This window comes from Micromonospora sp. CPCC 205739, from assembly GCF_036906795.1.
Taxonomy (GTDB): Bacteria; Actinomycetota; Actinomycetes; order Mycobacteriales; family Micromonosporaceae; genus Micromonospora.
This window is the reverse complement of sequence record NZ_JBAKHS010000010.1, coordinates 229,681-246,442: the sequence shown is the minus strand read 5'-3', so window position 1 is coordinate 246,442 and position 16,762 is coordinate 229,681. Positions and strand designations below refer to the sequence as shown.

Here is a 16,762-nt window from a genome sequence, read left to right as displayed (position 1 = left end):
GGTTTGAACCAGTGACCTCTTCCGTGTCAAGGAAGCGCGCTCCCACTGCGCCAATCGCCCGTGCTCATACCGAGGTGGGGACGGGATTTGAACCCGCGTACACGGCTTTGCAGGCCGTTGCCTCGCCTCTCGGCCACCCCACCGAGGTTGCCCCCGTCATGCGTGGCGGCAGCTCCGAGCGGACGACGGGATTCGAACCCGCGACCCTCACCTTGGCAAGGTGATGCGCTACCAGCTGCGCTACGTCCGCGTGTCTCCGGCGTTCCCGGTGACGGATGGAAACTTTAGCCGAGCCTGGGAACAGTTGCCAAATCGGGGGCGCGCTCGGCGCGTCCCGCGGTGGGTTGCGGGGCGAGAGGACCAGCACTCCCCGCAGAGCTTCCTAGGAGACTGGGCGGGATGGTCGGTGGGGTCGGGGAGTCCGACAGGCACCCAGGTCGGAGGCCAGGCGACGCGCCGGAGAAGGGGTGTCCGGGTTCCGACTGTGGCGCGCCCGACCGGCCGCCTCGGTAACGCATCGTGGTCATATCGATGGGCTACCGTAACCGCGTGACGAGACGTGCCGCCGATGTCCGCCTGGATTCCCTGCTGCGAACAGCCTGCGACGTGATCGTCGAGCGCGGACTCGCCAACACCCGGACGGCCGACGTGGCGCAGGCCGCCGGGGTCAGCCAGGCGCTCGTGTTCTACCACTTCGCCACCAAGGAACGGCTGCTGGCACAGGCCTTCGCGTACGCGGTGGAGCAGGACCTGGCCCGGCTGGACGCGTTGGTCCGCTCCTCCGCGCCGCCGCTGACCAAGCTGCGCCGGATGCTGCGTCTCTACACCCCGGCCGGCCGGTCGATCTCCTGGTCCATGTGGATCGACGGCTGGGCCGAGTCGCTGCGCACGCCCGAGCTGGAAAAGGTCTCCCGCCGACTCGACCTGCGGTGGCGGCAGGACCTGGCCGCGGTGATCGCCGACGGGGTGGCGGCCGGCACCTTCGTCTGCGCCGACCCGGCAGGCGCCGCCTGGCGGATCAACGCGGTGATGGACGGGCTCGCCGTGCAGCTCGCGGTGCACGAGCGGGTGATCTCCCGGCGGCAGTTCACCGACTGGATCCGGTTGGTCGCCGCCCGGGAGCTGGGCCTCGACCCGGCCCAGCTCGACTGACCGGTCCAGCCCGCCCGGGCACCGACCGACCCAGCCCGGGCCGCCCGAACGACCCGACCCCAGCCGACCCGACGCCCGACCGGCCCGGCCCTGGACCGACCAGAGCACCGGACGGCCCGAGCACGGGCCGACCGACCGGAGCATGGGACGACAGACCGGAGCACGGGACCACCGACCAGAGCACCGGACGACCGGGCAAAAGCGCCCGAACCGCCACGGACAGCCGCGACAATCGGCGGCATGGACCTGCTGGAGGCGTACCGCCGGAGCCTGGCCGAGTTCGTCGACCGGGTGGAGCAGGTCACGCCCGGGCAGTGGTCGGAGCCGACCCCCTGCCCCCACTGGGACGTCCGCGCACTGGTCAACCACGTGGTCACCGAGGACCGGTGGACCGCGCCGCTGCTCGCCGGCCGTACCGTCGAGGAGGTCGGCCACCGGTTCGACGGTGACCAGCTCGGCGACGACCCGATCAGGACGGCCCGGCAGGTGGCGTCCCAGGCCGAGGTGGCGGCCAGCCATCCCGGCGCGCTCGACGTCACGGTGAACCTCTCGGCCGGGGAGACCCCAGCGGGCGACTACCTGCACCAGCTCCTCGCCGAGCACCTCGTACACGCCTGGGACCTGGCGGTGGCGATCGGCGCGGACCCGCGCCTGGACGCCGACGCGGTCGCCGCCTGCGCCGCGTGGTTCGCCGACCGGATCTCCGACTACCAGCTCGGCCTGCTGATCCGGCCGGCCGTCGAGGTGCCGGCCGACGCCGACGCGCAGGACCGACTGATCGCCGCCTTCGGCCGCCACCCGGACTGGACGCCACCGGCCTGACCCGACGGCCGCCCGAGCCCGGCCCCGAGGGCCGCCGCAGTCCCGGACGTAGCCGTGCCGGGAACGGCCCCGGCATGCGCCGGCCGGACGCCCGAGGGGGTCCGGCGTCCGACCGGCGCGGTCGACGGGGTCAGTCGGCGTACCCCTGACCGGAGGCCGCGGGGCGACGGCGCTGGCGCTCCCGCAGCCGGCGGCGGGCCGGCGGGTGGACGTTGGCCAGGTCGAGGTCGCCCCCGTAGTGGGCGATCACCCGGTGGTCCATCACCCGCCGCCACAGCGGGGGCACCAGCGCGACGACCACCATGGTGGCGTAGCCGGCCGGCAGTTGCGGCGAGGCGTCGAAGCTGCGCAGCGTCTGGTAGCGGCGCAGCGGGTTGGCGTGGTGGTCGCTGTGCCGCTGGAGCTGGAAGAGGAAGACGTTGGTGACCGTCCGGTCGCTGTTCCAGCTGTGCCGGGGGTCGACCTTCTCGTAGCGACCGGCGGCGTTGCGCTGCCGGGCCAGCCCGTAGTGCTCCAGGTAGTTGACCACTTCCAGCAGCGAGAAGCCGACCACGGCCTGGAGCACCAGGAACACCAGCACGCCGGGGCCGAAGGCGAGCATCAGCACGGCGTAGAGCACCAGCGTCATCGCCCAGGCGTTGAGGATGTCGTTGCGCCACGTCCACGGGCTGCGGCTCCGCAGCCGGAACCGGCTGGTCTCCAGCCGCCAGGCCGATCGCAGGCTGCCCCAGACGGTACGCGGCCAGAACGCCCAGAAGCTCTCCCCCAGCCGTGAGCTGGCCGGGTCCTCCGGGGTGGCCACCCGGGTGTGGTGGCCCCGGTTGTGCTCCACGTAGAAGTGCCCGTACCCGGTCGGCGCGAGCGCCACCTTGGACAGCCAGCGCTCCGCGGTCTCCCGCTTGTGGCCCAGCTCGTGGGCGGTGTTGATGGCGATGCCGTTGACCACCCCGACGGTGGCGACCAGCCCGGCCGCGCCGATCCAGGACAGCTCGCCCCGGGCCCAGACCGCGCAGCAGAGCACCAGGGCCGCGTACTGGGCGGGCAGGTAGAGGTAGGTGAGCCAGCGGTAGTAGCCGTCGGCGGAGAGCCGGGGCACCGCCTCGTCGGGCGGGTTGCGCCGGTCGTCGCCGATCAGCAGGTCGATCGTGGGGATGAGCCCGAAGACCACCACCGGGGTGAGCCACCAGGCCCAGATGCCGCCGGTGCCCCGCCAGCCCAGCCAGCCCAGGAAGGGCAGCACCGGGACGAGCAGGGCCAGCGGCCAGAGCGGCTTGCGGGTGTCGCGCCAGGCGACGGGTGGAACCGTCGCGTCGGTGCTGATGGCCATCGCCGACCTCCGATCTCGCGGGCTGTCCTGACTGTGGCACCGGTCACTCGATTTTACAAGTAGCAAATTTTTGTAAAGCAGTTTCGGTGACGCCCGCCGCACCCAGCGTCATCGGCGACCTTGCCCTCACCCGACCCGCCTGGTATCCACAGATGCGCATGCGTAACCACGCCTGCACCGGGCCGGCGCAGCGTCGGCCCCCGCTCCCACGAGGAGGTCCCGTGCCCAGACCGGAGTGGACAGATCGGACGAGCCGGCCCCGACGCCGGCTCGTCCCCGTACTGGCGACCGCCGCCGTGGTCGCCGCCCTGCTGCCCGGCGGCGCCACCGCCGCCGCGCCGGGCGACGCGCCGGCCGCCGCACCGGGCCGCTCCGGCTCGTTCGCCGACGACAGCCACCAGGCCGCCGACGTCGACAACCGCACCGGTACGGCGGCACCCGACGCCCGGCAGCGCGGAATCGCCCGGCGGGTCGACGCCGACGTGCGGTGGAACCGGCTCGGCACCCCGCAGGCGCTCGGCCCGGCCCCGACGCCGCTCGCCACCGGCCTGCCCGCCGACCCCGAGGCCGCCGCCCGGCGCTACCTCACCGACAACCAGGACCTCTTCGGCCTCGACGCCGCGTCGGTCGCCGCGATGGACCGGCTGCTGGTCCGGCCGATCGGCGCCGGCGCGGTGGTCACCCTGCGGCAGCGCTTCGGCGACCTGCCCGCCGGCCATGACGGCCTGGTCACCGTGGCGGTCGCCGACGGCGCCGTCGTCTCGGTCAGTTCCTCGCTCGCCCGGGACGCCTCGGCGCCCGCCCCGGCCACGCTGACCGGCGAGCAGGCGTACGCGGCGGCCCTGGCCGACGCCGACCTGGACGCCGCCCGGGTGGCCAGCCACCGGGTCCGCCCGGTCGCCGTGCCCACCCCGCTCGACGGCCCCCGGGCCGCCTACGAGGTGACCCTGATCGGCGCGGACACCGACCACCCGGCCGCCTTCACCACGTACGTCGACGGCATCACCGGCCAGGTGCTGGTCCGCGAGGACCTGGTCGACTTCGACTCGGACAACCCGAGCTGGGCCGTCTACCCGGCCACCCCGCCGCAGGACCTCGCGCCCGGGCAGGACCCCCGGGTGCGCTGGTGCGCCGATCCCGCGCCGGGCTGCGCCGCCGCGTTCCGGGACCCGGCCACCGGCAACGCCTGGGACGTCGACAAGGCCACAGGCACGCCTACCGGCACCTCGCGCGGCAACTCCGCCAACACGGTGGTCTCCTGGGGCGCGGGCAGCCCGCTCCTGCCGGCCACCGTCAGCCCGGAACGCCGCTACGAGTACCCCTTCACCGACCAGTGGCACCAGGCCCGCTGCAACCCGGCGGTGTTCACCTCCGCGCAGCGCAACGACGCCGACGCCGCCATCGCCAACCTCTTCGCGATGCACAACCGGATGCACGACTGGGCCTGGCACCTCGGCTTCACCGAGGCCACCTGGAACCTGCAGGCGGTCAACGTGAGCGGGGCCGGCCTCGGCGGCGACGCCGAGCAGGGCCGCGCCCAGCAGGGCGCGCTCTCCGGCAACCGGAACAACGCCAACCAGGGCACGCCGCGCGACGGCCTGCCGCCCACCACCAACATGTACCTGTGGCAGCCGCAGGCCGGCGGGCCGTACCCGCCGTGCGTGGACGGCGACTACGACATGACGGTGATCGGGCACGAGTACACCCACGCCATCACCAACCGCATGATCGCCGGGCCGGACAGCGGCATCGGCGGCCACCAGGGCGGGGCGATGGGCGAGTCGTGGAGCGACCTGCTCGCCGCGGAGTACCTCTACGAGCACGGTCTGCGCGCCCCCGGCGAGACCCCCTTCGTCACCGGCGGGTACGTCACCGGCAACCTGATCAGCGGCATCCGCAACCACGACTTCAGCCGCAGCCCGCTCAACTACTCCGACGTCGGCTACAACACCGCCGGCCCGGCGGTGCACGCCGACGGGGAGATCTGGAGCGCCACCAACTTCCGGATCCGCTCCGCGCTGGTGAAGCGGTACGGGCTGGGCACCCCGCAGCGGCAGCTCGACTGCGCGCAGGGGAAGGTCGCCGTGGACGACTGCCCGGGCAACCGGCGCTGGGCGCAGCTCGTCTTCGACTCGTTCCTGCTCCAGGCGGCCAGCCAGGTCAGCATGCTCGACATGCGGGACAACCTGCTCACCGCCGACAAGCTCCGTTTCGGCGGGGCCAACCAGGAGCTGATTTGGGCCGAGTTCGCCCGCTCCGGGATGGGCCGGGACGCCGCCACCAAGGGCGCCACCGACACCGACCCGACGCCGAGCTTCGCCAGCCCGTACGGCGGCAACGCCACGCTCACCCTGCGGCCGAAGGGGGACAGCGCCGAGGCGCCGATCCGGCTGTACGTGGGCGACTACGAGGCCCGGGCCACGCCGATCGCCGACACCGACCCGGCCACCCCGCTGCCGGACACCTTCGAGGCGGTGGCCGGGACGTACCCGCTGCTCGCGGTGGCGCCCGGCTTCGGCCACCAGCGGCTCAGCGTGGTCGCCCGGGCCGGTCAGGAGGGGTACGTCGACCTGCGGCTGAGCCGCAACCTGGCGTCCACCACCTCGGGCGCGGTCATCACCGGCGACGGGGTGAACCTGGACCGGATCGGCGACGACACCGAGAGCACCAACTGGGCGTCGCTGACCGGGGTGGCCGGCCGGGGCGTCACGGTGGCGCTGCCCGGCGACGCCCCGCAGGTGGTGAAGCGGGTGAACGTCAGCGCGATGCTGCGCCCGGCGATCACCGGGGACGCCGACGCGGGCGGGCAGAACGCGTTGAGCGCGCTGCGCTCCTTCGCCGTGCTCGCCTGCAACGCGACCACCACCGACTGCGCCGACCCGGCGCGGTGGGAGCGGATCTACACCAGCGCCGGCGACGCCTTCCCGGGTGGGAAGTATCGGGCGTACGTCCGGGACATCAACCTGCGGTCGTTCCCGGTGCCGACCACGCTCGCCACCCACCTGCGGCTGGAGGTGCTGGCCAGCCAGTGCACCGGCGGCCCGGCGTACGCCGGTGAGCAGGACGACGACCCGGCCACCACCACCGACTGCGCGACCGCCAGCCCGGCGCGCGACCAGGTCCGGATCGCCGAGTTCCAGGTGTTCTCGAAGTGAACCCGCCGGGGTCGGGCGGCGTTGCCGCCCGGCCCCGGCGGCCCCCGATCAGCGGCGCGCCGCCGCCCAGCGCCCCGACCGGCGGGGCCGTTCGAACGACGGCCCGCCGACGTCCTGCCCGCGGGCGGCGCGGGTCAGCTGCCGCAACCGCAGCAGCAGCCCGGCGCCGAGGAAGAGCAGCAGCCCGCCGAGGAGGAAGGCGGCCTGCACCACGCCGAATCCCCCGCCGGAGGAGCCGGACACCGGGCGGCCGGCGGCGGGCGGCACCTCCGCCACCGCCTCCTCGGTCGGCTCGGCCTCGACGGTCTCGGTCGGGTCGACCTCCACCTCCGAGGCGCTCGGCTCCGGCGTGGGCGTGGCGTCGGCGAGCAGGCCGACCACGTTGCGGGTGGCGGTCTGCCGGGCGAGCAGCCGCAGGTTGGCGTCGTACGCCTCGGCAGCGAGGGTAACCCGGCCCCGGGTGACGTCCTCGGCGAAGGCCACCCGGTAGCGGGCGGTGACCGTCCGGTCCGGGCAGAGCGTGCCCGGGTCGAGCTGGCGGTCGGTGAGCCGGGCGATGGCCCCCTCGGTCTGGATCTGCAACGGGAAGCTGCCGGACTCCTCGACCCGGTCCATCTTCACCTGGTCGAGCCGCAGGCCCTGCACGGTGAGCACCATCGACCAGCGGACCTTGACGCACCGGCCGCCGTCGGTGCGCGACACCACCGCGGCGACGGTGCGTACCTGGTCGCCGACGGAGAACTCGTCCGGCAGGCCGTTCAGCTCGGTGGCGAAGCCGGCCGCCGCCGAAGCCGGCGCGGGCGCGGTCAGCCCCACCCCGGACAGGCAGGCCAGCACCACCCCGGCCCGCAGCGCGTTCCGCCACACCGTCACCACCACCCCGCCCTTCCGTCGGTCGCATCCACCTGGCAACGCTATGAGGGGTGCGGGGAAGCCGGTAGACGGGCGTGTTCGCACGAATCGTGAAGTACGGGTCGGGTTTTCACGCAGCGTGGTGAACCGGTCACGGCGGCCCCGCGACACGCCCGGGAACCGCCCCGGGAGACAATCCCCGGGTGTCCGACCTCTCCGCGGCCTTCGTCCGGCTGCACGCCCGCCTCGCCCCGGTGGCCTTCGTCCCCGAGGTGCGGCTGCACCAGGCCGACGAGCCGATCGGGCTCTGGGAGCTGACCGAGGGCGAGTTCCGCAGCTCCCAGCCGCCGCCGTTCTGGGCCTTCGCCTGGGCCGGCGGCCAGGCGCTGGCCCGCCACGTCACCGACCATCCGGAGCTGGTCGCCGACCGCCGGGTCCTCGACCTGGCGTCGGGCTCCGGCCTGGTCGCCATCGCCGCCGCCCGGGCCGGCGCCGCCGCCGTCCGCGCCGTCGAGGTCGACGAGCGGGCGGTGGCCGCCGTCGCGCTCAACGCCGAAGCCAACGGGGTACGCGTCGACGCGGAGTTCGGCGACATCCTCGACGGAGACGCCGGGGACGCCGAGGTGGTGCTCGCCGGGGACGTCTTCTACAGCGAGGCGATGGCCCGGCGGGTGCTGCGTTTCCTGCTGCGGGCCGCCCGCTCGGGCGCCCGGGTGCTGGTCGGCGACCCGGGACGGGCCTTCCTGCCCCGCGAGCGGTTCCGCGAGCTGGCCGCGTACGACGTGCCGGTGACGGAGGCGCTGGAGAGCGTACGGGTGAAGCGCACCACCGTCTGGGAGCTGGATCCCGCTCCGCCGGGGGCCGCCCGCTAGCGTGTCGGCGTGCTGTTCCGGGGCTGGGGGGAGTCCGTCGACGAGCGGTGGCCGGACGTGGCCACCGTCGCCGACCACGTCGGGGTCGACCATCTGGTGGTCACCCGGCACGCGCTGGTCCGGCAGGTCCTCGCCGACCCGGACACCTGGCGGCCGGACAACGCCCTGGACGCGGTGACCCCGGTCCCGGTGGCCGCGTTGCGGGTGCTCGCCGGGCACCGGTTCCGCCTGCCGCCGACGTTGGCCAACAACTCCACCGCGAGCCACCCGGCGATCCGCGCGATGGTGGCGCAGGCGCTGCACCCGACCCGGGTGGCCGCCCAGCAGCCCTGGCTGACCGGGCTGGTCCGGCGGCGGGTGACCGGCCTGGCCGCCGCGCTCGACGCGGGCGAGCCGGTCGACCTGTACGCCGAACTCGCCGCCGACCTCCCGCTGCTGGTGCTGGCCCGGCTGGTGGAGCTGCCCGACGCCCCGGTCGGCGCGGTGAAGGACTTCGCCCGCGCCGCGCTGGAGCTGTTCTGGGCGCCGCTGGACGCCGACCGCCAGCTCGCCCTCGCCGCCGAGGTGGGCCGGTTCCACACCGTGCTGCGCGACTTCGCCGCCACCGGGGGCGGGCTGGCCGCCACCCTGCGCGCCGACGGGCACTCCCCCGACGTGGTGGTCGGCGCGCTCTTCTTCCTGCTGGTGGCGGGGCAGGAGACCACCTCGCAGTTCCTCACCCTGCTGCTGCACCGGCTCACCGCCGAGCCCGAGGTCCGCGCCGGCCTGCGCGCCGGCACCGTCGAGGTGGCCGACGTGGTCGAGGAGGGGCTGCGGCTGGAACCGCCGATCGTGACCTGGCGGCGGGTGGCCGCCGTCGACACCACGCTGGGCGGGACGGCGGTGGCGGCGGGCACCAGCGTGGTGCTCTGGCTGGCCCGCGCCGGACGCGACCCCGAGGTGGTGGCCGCGCCCGAGGCGTTCCGCCCCGGGCAGCGCGGGTCACGCCGGCACCTGGCCTTCGGCGCGGGCGCACACCGCTGCGTCGGCGCGCAGCTGGCCCGGATGGAGGCCGCGGTGGTGGTGACCGAGGCGGCCCCGCTGCTCGACGGGGTGCGGGTGGTACGCCCGCCCTGGTGCCCGGACAACCTCACCTTCCGGATGCCGGACGCGTTCGTGATCCGCCGGCCCTGACCTCCGCCTGATTCGGGTCCGGTGCCGCGCTCCTGGCTGGGCCTGGCACCACCTGCCCACGTCCTGTCGACCTGATGTCGCAAACGATTCAGGCTGCCCCGCCCCGGTGCGTGAGTCGTTCGTGACATCAGCTCCACAGCGCCTGAGCACCACGGCCGACGGAACGGCGGACCGCCCCGCGACGGCGACCCGACCGAGCGAGCGCGCACGGCGCGAACGCCGGAGTACCTGACGAAGGTGGGGTCCAGTGGACGCCGATCGGCAGCAGCGGCGCACACCCGTCGGTTCCTACCGTCAACGCATGATCACACTAAGTGGGTTGACGAAGAGGTTCGGGGCGGTAACGGCCGTCGACGACCTGACCGTCGACATCGCACCCGGGCGGGTCACCGGGTTCCTCGGCCCCAACGGCGCGGGCAAGTCCACCACCATGCGGATGGTGCTCGGCCTGGACCGGCCCACCGCCGGCCGGGCCCTGGTCGGCGGGCGGGCGTACCGGGAGCTGCGCCATCCGCTGCGGGAGGTGGGGGCACTGCTCGACGCCCGGGCGATCCACCCGGCCCGGGCGGGCCGGGCGCACCTGCTGGCGATGGCCCGCAGCAACGGCATCCCGGCCCGGCGCGTCGACGAGGTGCTCGCCGTGGCCGGCCTCGACGACCGGGCCGCCGCCAAGCCGGGACGGACCCTGTCCCTCGGCATGGCGCAGCGACTCGGCATCGCCGCCGCGCTGCTCGGCGACCCGCCGGTGCTCATGTTCGACGAGCCGGTCAACGGCCTCGACCCGGACGGCGTGCGCTGGATCCGGCAGCTCACCGCCGGTCTCGCCGCCGAGGGACGGACCGTCCTGCTCTCCAGCCACCTGATGAGCGAGATGGAACAGACCGCCGCCCACCTGGTGGTGATCGGCAAGGGGCGGCTGATCGCCGACGCGCCCGTCGCGGAGGTGCTCGCCACGGCCGCCACCGCCGCCGTGCGGGTGCGCGGGCCGCGCCCGGAGGCGCTCTCCGCGCTGGCCGGGCGGCTCACCGCCGAGGGGTACGCGGTCACGGTCGAGGGCGCGCGGGACCTGGCGGTCACCGGGGCCACCGCCGCCCGGATCGGCGACCTGGCGTACGAACTGGGGGTGCCGCTGCACGAGCTGACCCCGGTGGCCGTGACGCTGGAACAGGCGTTCATGCGGTTGACCGGCGACGCGGTCGAGTACGCCGCGGGAGGTGCCCGGTGACCGCGCTCGCCTCCACCCGCTCGGCCGCCCGGGGCGGCGGGCTCGCCGGCGCGGTGGCCGCCGAGTGGACCCGGCTCTGGTCGGTGCGGGCCACCTGGTGGACCCTGCTGGCCGGCGTGCTGCTGATGGCCGCCACCTCGGCCCAGCTGGCCATCTACGCGGCCAACGCCAACACCAACGACGACCCGGCCGACGACCGGGGCGTGGTCACCGTCGGCAGTGTGCTGGTCGGCGCGCTGGAGCTCACCCAGTACGCGGTGCTGGCGCTCGGCCTGCTCGCCATCACCAGCGAGTACGCCACCGGCACCATCCGCACCACCCTGCAGGGCACCCCGTCGCGGGGGCGGATGCTGCTGGCCAAGGCGGTGGTCTCCGGCGCGGTGACGTTCGCCTTCGGGCTGCTGCTCGGCCTGGTCGGGGTCCTCGCGGCGGCTCCGCTGCTCGGCGAGTGGGGTTCCGCACCGCTCGGCGGGACGCTCCGCGACGTGCTGGCCACGGCGGCGTACCTGGCGCTGGTGGGGGTGCTCGCCCTCGGCCTCGGGGCGGCGCTGCGCAGCGCGGTGCTGACCCTCACCGTGCTCTTCGCCGTGCTGATGATCGTGCCGCTGTCGCTGCGCGAGCCGGACATCACCGTGCTCACCCGGATCTCGGACGCCTTCCCCGGCGTCGCCGGCGGGCACTTCCTGGCCGGGGAGACCGACCCGTACCCGCCGGTGGTGGGCCTGACGCTGCTGGCCGGCTGGGCCGTCGCGGCGCTGGCGCTCGGCCGGGCCGCGCTGCGCCGCCGCGACGCCTGAGCGAGGGGCGGGGCAGGCCGGTCAGCCGGCCAGCCCCGCCTCGTACGCGATGATCGCCGCCTGCACCCGGTTACGCACGTCCAGCCGGGTGAAGATGCTGGTCAGATAGCCCTTCACGGTGCCCTCGGTGAGAAAGAGCCGGCGGGCGATCTCGGCGTTGGACAGTCCCGCCCCGACCAGGCCGAGCACCTCGCGCTCCCGGTCGGTGAGCCCGGCCGTGCGGTCCCGGGCCGCCGGCACGCGGGCCATCCGGTCGCCGTTGAGCTCGATCACCCGCCGGGCCACCCGCGGCGACAGGTACGCCCCACCCTCCGCGACCGCCCGTACCCCGGTGATCAGCTCCCGGGGGTCACCGGCCTTGAGCAGGAAGCCGCTGGCGCCGTGACCGAGCGCCCGGGCCACGTGCTCGTCCTCGCCGAAGGTGGTGAGCATGACGGTGGCCGTCGCCGGCACCAGCCGGCGGATCTCCGCCGCGGCGGCGAGCCCGTCCAGCTTCGGCATCCGGATGTCCAGCAGCGCGACCCGGGGCCGGTGGGCCCGGGTGAGCTCCACCGCGGCCCGGCCGTCACCGGCCTCGGCGACCACCTCGATGCCGGGGTCGGCGGCGAGGATGGCCCGCACCCCGGCCCGGACCATCGCCTCGTCGTCGGCGAGCAGCACCGTGACCCGCCCGTCGTCGGTGGTCACGTCGTCGTCCGTCCCTTGCTGGCCAGGCGGTCGTCGGCGAAGCAGAGCCGCCAGGTCGGCTGGGCCAGCGGGAAACTGCCGTCGGTGTAGTACTCGCAGGTCATTCCGCCGGTCGGGGCCGGCGCGTCGACGGGCGGCTCGACCTGGCGGCGGGGCAGCCCGGACAGCTCGGAGCGGGGCGTGCCGATCGGCATCCGCTCGAACGTCGGGCCGTCCAGCACCGCGCCGGTGGTGACGACCGGGTAGTAGACCAGCGACAGCAGCAGCGCGACGGCCGGTGGCGCGGCGAGCGCGGCAAGCAGGCTGCGCCGTACCCCGCGCCGGGCGTCGCGCAGCGGCAGGGGCTCCCCGGACGGTCCTCCGTCGATGGGGTCGAGGCGCGGGGAGCCGTCGGCCACGGGCAGCCGGGCCGCCACGGCGAAGCCCCCGTCGCCGGTCGGGCCGGCGTCGAGGGTGCCGCCGGCCAGCCGTACCCGCTCGCGGAGCGCCACCAGGCCGGAGCCGTGCGACGGCGGCCCGGGCAGCGGCCCGGCCGGCGGTGCGGCGTTCACCACCCGCACCTGCACCCGGTCGTCCACCTCGCTGAGGGTGACGGTGACCGGGGCGCCGGGGGCGTACCGGGCGGCGTTGGTCAGCGCCTCGCGGACCACCCGGTGCGCGGCGTGCGCGGTCAGCTCCGGCAGGTCGGCGACCTCCGGGGTGCGGTGCAGGCGCACCACCATGCCCGCCTCGCGGGCGCCGTCGACCAGGTCGGCGACGCTCTCCCCGGCGGGACGGGTGGTGGCCGGGGCGTCCGCCTCGCGGAGCACCCCGATGATCCGGTGCAGCCGCTCGGTGGCCCCCGCCACGCTGGCCCGCAGCTCCCCGGCCGCGGCCCGGTGCCGCGGGTCCAGGTCCCCGGCGACCTCCAGGGCGGCGGCGCGCAGCGCGATGAGGCTCAGCTCGTGGCCGAGCGAGTCGTGCATCTCCTGGGCGATCCGGGCCCGCTCCCGCAGCCGGATCCGCTCGGCGGCGCCCCGCTGCTCGCGTTGCACCGCCTCGGCGTGCTCCCAGCCGGCCAGCACCAGCGCCTGCTGCTGCCGCCGGTAGCGGCCCACCAGCCAGGGGAACACCCCGGCGCCCAGCAGCACGCAGCTGAGCAGGAACCAGATGGCCATGCCGGTGTCCAGCAGCAGCAGGTGCAGCACCGTGCCGCCGACCGCCACCACGGCGAAGAGCACCCCGGCCGGGGCGGCCCGTTCGCCGCGCCGCCCGGCCAGGTAGCTGAACACCAGCAGGGCGAAGACGAAGTTGCCGTCCACCACCGAGCCGAGCAGCACCAGCACCACGGCCATCGCCGGCAGCCGCCGGCCCACCGCCACCGCGGCCGCCAGCAGCAGCACCGAACCGACCAGCAGCGGTACGACCCAGCGCTCGTACGGCGGGGTCAGCCGCGCGTACGCCATCGGGGCGGCGAGCCCGGCCCAGAGCGCCACGTCGCCGGCGACCCGCCGGTCCACCCGGCGCCAGATTCCACGTTCGCGCACGTCGGCCAGGCTACCGACGCGCGGCGGGCCCGGGCACCGACGAAGGTCAGGTGGTCAGCTGATGTCCTCGGCCCAGGCGCGCCAGTCGTCCAGCACCCCGTAGAGCGCGGGGGTGAGCCAGCCGGGGGCGGAGCGGCGGAACACGCCCGGGTCCATCGCCCCGGCGCCGGCCGGCAGCGCGCCGAGCAGGTGGGGCACCAGGTCGGTCAGGTTGGCCCAGTGCACCAGCTCCGGCTCGGTCGGCCAGGCCCCGATCACCACGCCGGCCGGGATGGCCCGCCGCTCCAGCGCCTCCAGGGTCAGCGCGGTGTGGTTGAGCGTGCCGAGTCCGGCCCGGGCCACCACCACGGCCGGAGCGCCGAGGGAGACCGCGAGGTCCGCGACCGTCCACGGCTCGCCGGAGGGACGCAACCCCATCGGTACGAGCAGCCCGCCGGCCCCCTCCACCAGCACCAGGTCGTGCTTGTCGACCTCCTCGCGGATGGCGTCGACGGCGGTGTAGAGCTCCAGCGGCTCCAGCTCGGCGACCCGGGCCGCGGCGAGCGGGGCGAGCGGGTCCGGGTAGCTGGCCAGGGTCCGCCCGGTCAGCGGGGCGGCCAGCCGGGTCACCGAGTCGACGTCGCCGGGCTCGCCGGTGGCCGTACCCGTCTGACCGGGCTTGACCACCGCGACCCGCAGGCCGGCGGCCTGCGCGGCGGCCGTGACCGCCGCGGTCACCACCGTCTTGCCCACCTCGGTGTCGGTGCCGGTGACCAGCACCGCGCCCTTCCACGGTTCGGTCACGGGGCCACCTTCGTTCGCGACTGCGGGGCTCGCAGAACCGGCTCACTCCTCGCGCTCACGGGGCACACTCCACGATGACCTCCAGGGCCCGTTCGAAGTCCGCCCGCGGCACCCCGGCGGAGATGGTGAGCCGCAGCCGGGAGCGGCTGTCCGGGGTGGAGGGCGGTCGGAAGCAGCCGACCGCGACGCCGCGGTCGCGGCAGTCGGCGGCCCAGGCGGTGGCGGCCTCCGGGCCGGGGGCGGTCACCGACACCACGGCCGCGTCGGGGACGGAGACGGTCAGCCCCGCCGCGCCGAGCCGGCGGACCGCCAGCGCGGCCCGGTCGGCCAGCTCGGCCCGCAGCTCGTCACCGGCGCGGGCCAGCGCCACGGCGGCCCGCACACCGGCCGCGACCGCCGGGGGCAGCGCGGTGTCGAAGATGAACGTCCGTCCGGTCTCGACCAGGTGCCGGACGAACTCGGCCGGGCCGGCGACCACGCCGCCCGCGCCGCCGAGCGCCTTGGAGAGGGTGGCGGTGACCACCACGTCCGGCTGGCCGGCGAGGCCGGCCGCGGCCACCCCGCCCGCCCCGCCCGGGCCGGTGACGCCGAGGGCGTGCGCGTCGTCGACCAGCAGCAGCGCGCCGTGCGCCCGGGCGACGGCGTGCAGCCGGGCCAGCGGGGCGAGATCACCGTCGACGGAGAAGACCGACTCGGTCACCACGACGGCCGGGCGGCCGGGGGCGGCGGCGAGCGCGGCGGCCACCGCGTCGACGTCGGCGTGCGGGGTCACCACCGTCTCGGCGCCGGAGATCCGGCAGCCGTCGATCAGCGAGGCGTGGTTGTGGGCGTCGGAGACGAGCAGCGTACGGGGCTGCACCAGGGCCCGGACCGCGCCGAGGTTGGCCAGGTAGCCGGAGGAGAAGACCAGCGCCCGGTCGGTGCCGAGCCACTCGGCGAGGGTCTCCTCCAGCGCGTGGTGGGCGTCGGTGGAGCCGCGCACCAGCCGCGACCCGGTGGCCCCCAGCCCGTACGCGGACAGCGCCGACGCGGCGGCGGCGGTGACCTCGGGGTGGGTGGCCAGGCCGAGGTAGTCGTTGCCGGCCAGGTCGACCACGGCGTCCTCGGCGGCACGCGGGCGCAGCGTGCGGGTGAGCCCGGCCTTGGCCCGCAGCTGGGCCCGGCGCTCCAGGGCCGCCAGCCAGTCCGCCACCGTCACCGCCTCCCTCCGCCGCACAGGTCCGCTCCCCCGGCATCGGCGCGGAGGAGTCCTCGGCGAGCTACGCGCCGCCGGGCGAAATTACCACCCGCCCGACCGGCACCGGCGTGGCGCGGGCCGGCGCACCCGGGTGCCGACGGCCCCCCGACCTCGGCCGTTTCTCCGCCCCGGGGTGGCCTTGTAGGGTACGAGCCATGCCAGAGATCCTCGACCAGGCCCGTACCCAGGTGCTGGAGAACGGCGTCGGCCTCGACGAGGCCGGTGTCCTCGCCGTGCTCAACCTGCCCGACGAGCACCTGCCCGCCGCCCTCCAGCTCGCCCACGAGGTGCGGATGCGCTGGTGCGGCCCGGAGGTCGAGGTCGAGGGCATCGTCTCGCTGAAGACCGGCGGCTGCCCGGAGGACTGCCACTTCTGCTCGCAGTCCGGCCTGTTCACCTCCCCGGTCCGGTCGGTCTGGCTGGACATCCCCTCGCTGGTCGAGGCGGCGAAGCAGACCGCGGCGACCGGGGCGACGGAGTTCTGCATCGTGGCCGCCGTCCGCGGCCCGGACGCCCGGCTGATGAAGCAGATGCGCGAGGGGGTCGCCGCCATCAAGGCGGAGGTCGACATCCAGGTCGCCGCGTCGCTGGGCATGCTCAGCCAGGAGCAGGTCGACGAGCTGGTCGACATGGGCGTGCACCGCTACAACCACAACCTGGAGACCTGCCGGTCGTACTTCCCCAACGTGGTCACCACGCACTCCTGGGAGGAGCGCTGGGAGACGCTGCGGATGGTCCGCGAGTCCGGCATGGAGGTCTGCTGCGGCGGCATCCTGGGCCTGGGCGAGACGGTGGAGCAGCGCGCCGAGTTCGCCGCGCAGCTCGCCCAGCTGGACCCGCACGAGGTGCCGCTGAACTTCCTCAACCCCCGCCCCGGCACCCCGCTGGGCGACCGGCCGGTGGTGGAGGGCAAGGACGCGCTGCGTGCCATCGCCGCGTTCCGGCTGGCCATGCCGCGCACCATCCTGCGGTACGCGGGCGGCCGCGAGATCACCCTCGGCGACCTGGGCACCCGCGACGGCCTGCTCGGCGGCATCAACGCGGTGATCGTCGGCAACTACCTGACCACCCTGGGCCGGCCGGCGACCGCCGACCTGCAGTTGCTCGACGATCTGAAGATGCCCGTCAAGGCGCTCTCCGCCACCCTGTGAGGT

Annotated in this window: 14 protein-coding genes and 2 tRNA genes; 8 read left to right on the top strand and 8 right to left on the bottom strand. The window is 75.2% G+C overall.

The window, feature by feature from the left end; genetic code table 11:
- Positions 1–72: 72 nt before the first annotated feature.
- Positions 73–143: transfer RNA gene (locus V6U88_RS17675), tRNA-Cys, on the bottom strand.
- Between the two features lie 34 nt (positions 144–177).
- Positions 178–250, bottom strand: a tRNA-Gly gene (locus tag V6U88_RS17670).
- Between the two features lie 299 nt (positions 251–549).
- Here V6U88_RS17670 and V6U88_RS17665 point away from each other — a divergent pair.
- Both V6U88_RS17665 and V6U88_RS17660 read left to right on the top strand, forming a co-directional pair.
- Positions 550–1,152, top strand: a complete 603-nt coding sequence (locus tag V6U88_RS17665) for a TetR/AcrR family transcriptional regulator (protein ID WP_334454322.1) — start codon at positions 550–552, stop codon at positions 1,150–1,152.
- A gap of 240 nt (positions 1,153–1,392) precedes the next feature.
- Complete coding sequence (locus tag V6U88_RS17660) at positions 1,393–1,974, top strand: TIGR03086 family metal-binding protein (protein WP_334454321.1); 582 nt, start codon at positions 1,393–1,395, stop codon at positions 1,972–1,974.
- Positions 1,975–2,104: 130 nt separating this feature from the next.
- On the opposite strand, the gene V6U88_RS17655 is transcribed toward V6U88_RS17660, so the two are convergent.
- Complete coding sequence (locus V6U88_RS17655) at positions 2,105–3,301, bottom strand: alkane 1-monooxygenase (protein WP_334454319.1); 1,197 nt, start codon at positions 3,299–3,301, stop codon at positions 2,105–2,107.
- A 221-nt stretch (positions 3,302–3,522) separates the two neighbouring features.
- On the opposite strand from V6U88_RS17655, the gene V6U88_RS17650 reads away from it, so the two are divergent.
- Entirely contained in the window at positions 3,523–6,456 is a 2,934-nt protein-coding gene (locus V6U88_RS17650; protein WP_334454317.1) for a M36 family metallopeptidase, read from the top strand.
- Positions 6,457–6,504: 48 nt separating this feature from the next.
- Here V6U88_RS17650 and V6U88_RS17645 read toward each other — a convergent pair whose 3' ends face one another.
- Positions 6,505–7,335 (bottom strand): hypothetical protein, encoded by an 831-nt coding sequence (locus V6U88_RS17645; RefSeq protein ID WP_334454316.1) that lies wholly within the window; start codon positions 7,333–7,335, stop codon positions 6,505–6,507.
- A gap of 176 nt (positions 7,336–7,511) precedes the next feature.
- On the opposite strand from V6U88_RS17645, the gene V6U88_RS17640 reads away from it, so the two are divergent.
- The 4 genes from V6U88_RS17640 to V6U88_RS17625 all read left to right on the top strand — a co-directional run bounded on the left by V6U88_RS17640 (position 7,512) and on the right by V6U88_RS17625 (position 11,375).
- A complete protein-coding gene (locus V6U88_RS17640) occupies positions 7,512–8,180 on the top strand; it encodes a class I SAM-dependent methyltransferase (protein ID WP_334454315.1) in 669 nt (222 codons plus the stop codon).
- A gap of 9 nt (positions 8,181–8,189) precedes the next feature.
- On the top strand, positions 8,190–9,353 hold the full coding sequence (locus V6U88_RS17635; RefSeq protein ID WP_334454314.1) for a cytochrome P450: 1,164 nt from the start codon (positions 8,190–8,192) through the stop codon (positions 9,351–9,353).
- A gap of 301 nt (positions 9,354–9,654) precedes the next feature.
- On the top strand, positions 9,655–10,578 hold the full coding sequence (locus tag V6U88_RS17630; RefSeq protein WP_334454312.1) for an ATP-binding cassette domain-containing protein: 924 nt from the start codon (positions 9,655–9,657) through the stop codon (positions 10,576–10,578).
- Positions 10,575–11,375, top strand: a complete 801-nt coding sequence (locus tag V6U88_RS17625; protein WP_334454310.1) for an ABC transporter permease subunit — start codon at positions 10,575–10,577, stop codon at positions 11,373–11,375. The genes V6U88_RS17630 and V6U88_RS17625 overlap by 4 nt, the downstream gene beginning before the upstream one ends.
- A gap of 21 nt (positions 11,376–11,396) precedes the next feature.
- On the opposite strand, the gene V6U88_RS17620 is transcribed toward V6U88_RS17625, so the two are convergent.
- From V6U88_RS17620 to V6U88_RS17605, 4 genes are all read right to left on the bottom strand, one after another.
- The gene (locus tag V6U88_RS17620) at positions 11,397–12,011 is read right to left on the bottom strand and encodes a response regulator (RefSeq protein WP_442934649.1); all 615 of its coding nucleotides are present in this window, start codon (positions 12,009–12,011) and stop codon (positions 11,397–11,399) included.
- A gap of 47 nt (positions 12,012–12,058) precedes the next feature.
- Positions 12,059–13,588 carry a sensor histidine kinase gene (locus V6U88_RS17615; RefSeq protein ID WP_334454308.1) on the bottom strand — a complete coding sequence of 510 codons (1,530 nt, stop codon included), beginning with the start codon at positions 13,586–13,588 and terminating at the stop codon, positions 12,059–12,061.
- A gap of 54 nt (positions 13,589–13,642) precedes the next feature.
- Positions 13,643–14,347 carry a dethiobiotin synthase gene (gene bioD, locus V6U88_RS17610; RefSeq protein WP_334454347.1) on the bottom strand — a complete coding sequence of 235 codons (705 nt, stop codon included), beginning with the start codon at positions 14,345–14,347 and terminating at the stop codon, positions 13,643–13,645.
- A 79-nt stretch (positions 14,348–14,426) separates the two neighbouring features.
- On the bottom strand, positions 14,427–15,563 hold the full coding sequence (locus V6U88_RS17605) for an 8-amino-7-oxononanoate synthase (RefSeq protein WP_334454345.1): 1,137 nt from the start codon (positions 15,561–15,563) through the stop codon (positions 14,427–14,429).
- 200 nt (positions 15,564–15,763) lie between these two features.
- On the opposite strand from V6U88_RS17605, the gene bioB reads away from it, so the two are divergent.
- A complete protein-coding gene (gene bioB, locus V6U88_RS17600) occupies positions 15,764–16,759 on the top strand; it encodes a biotin synthase BioB (protein WP_334454307.1) in 996 nt (331 codons plus the stop codon).
- Positions 16,760–16,762 lie beyond the last annotated feature (3 nt).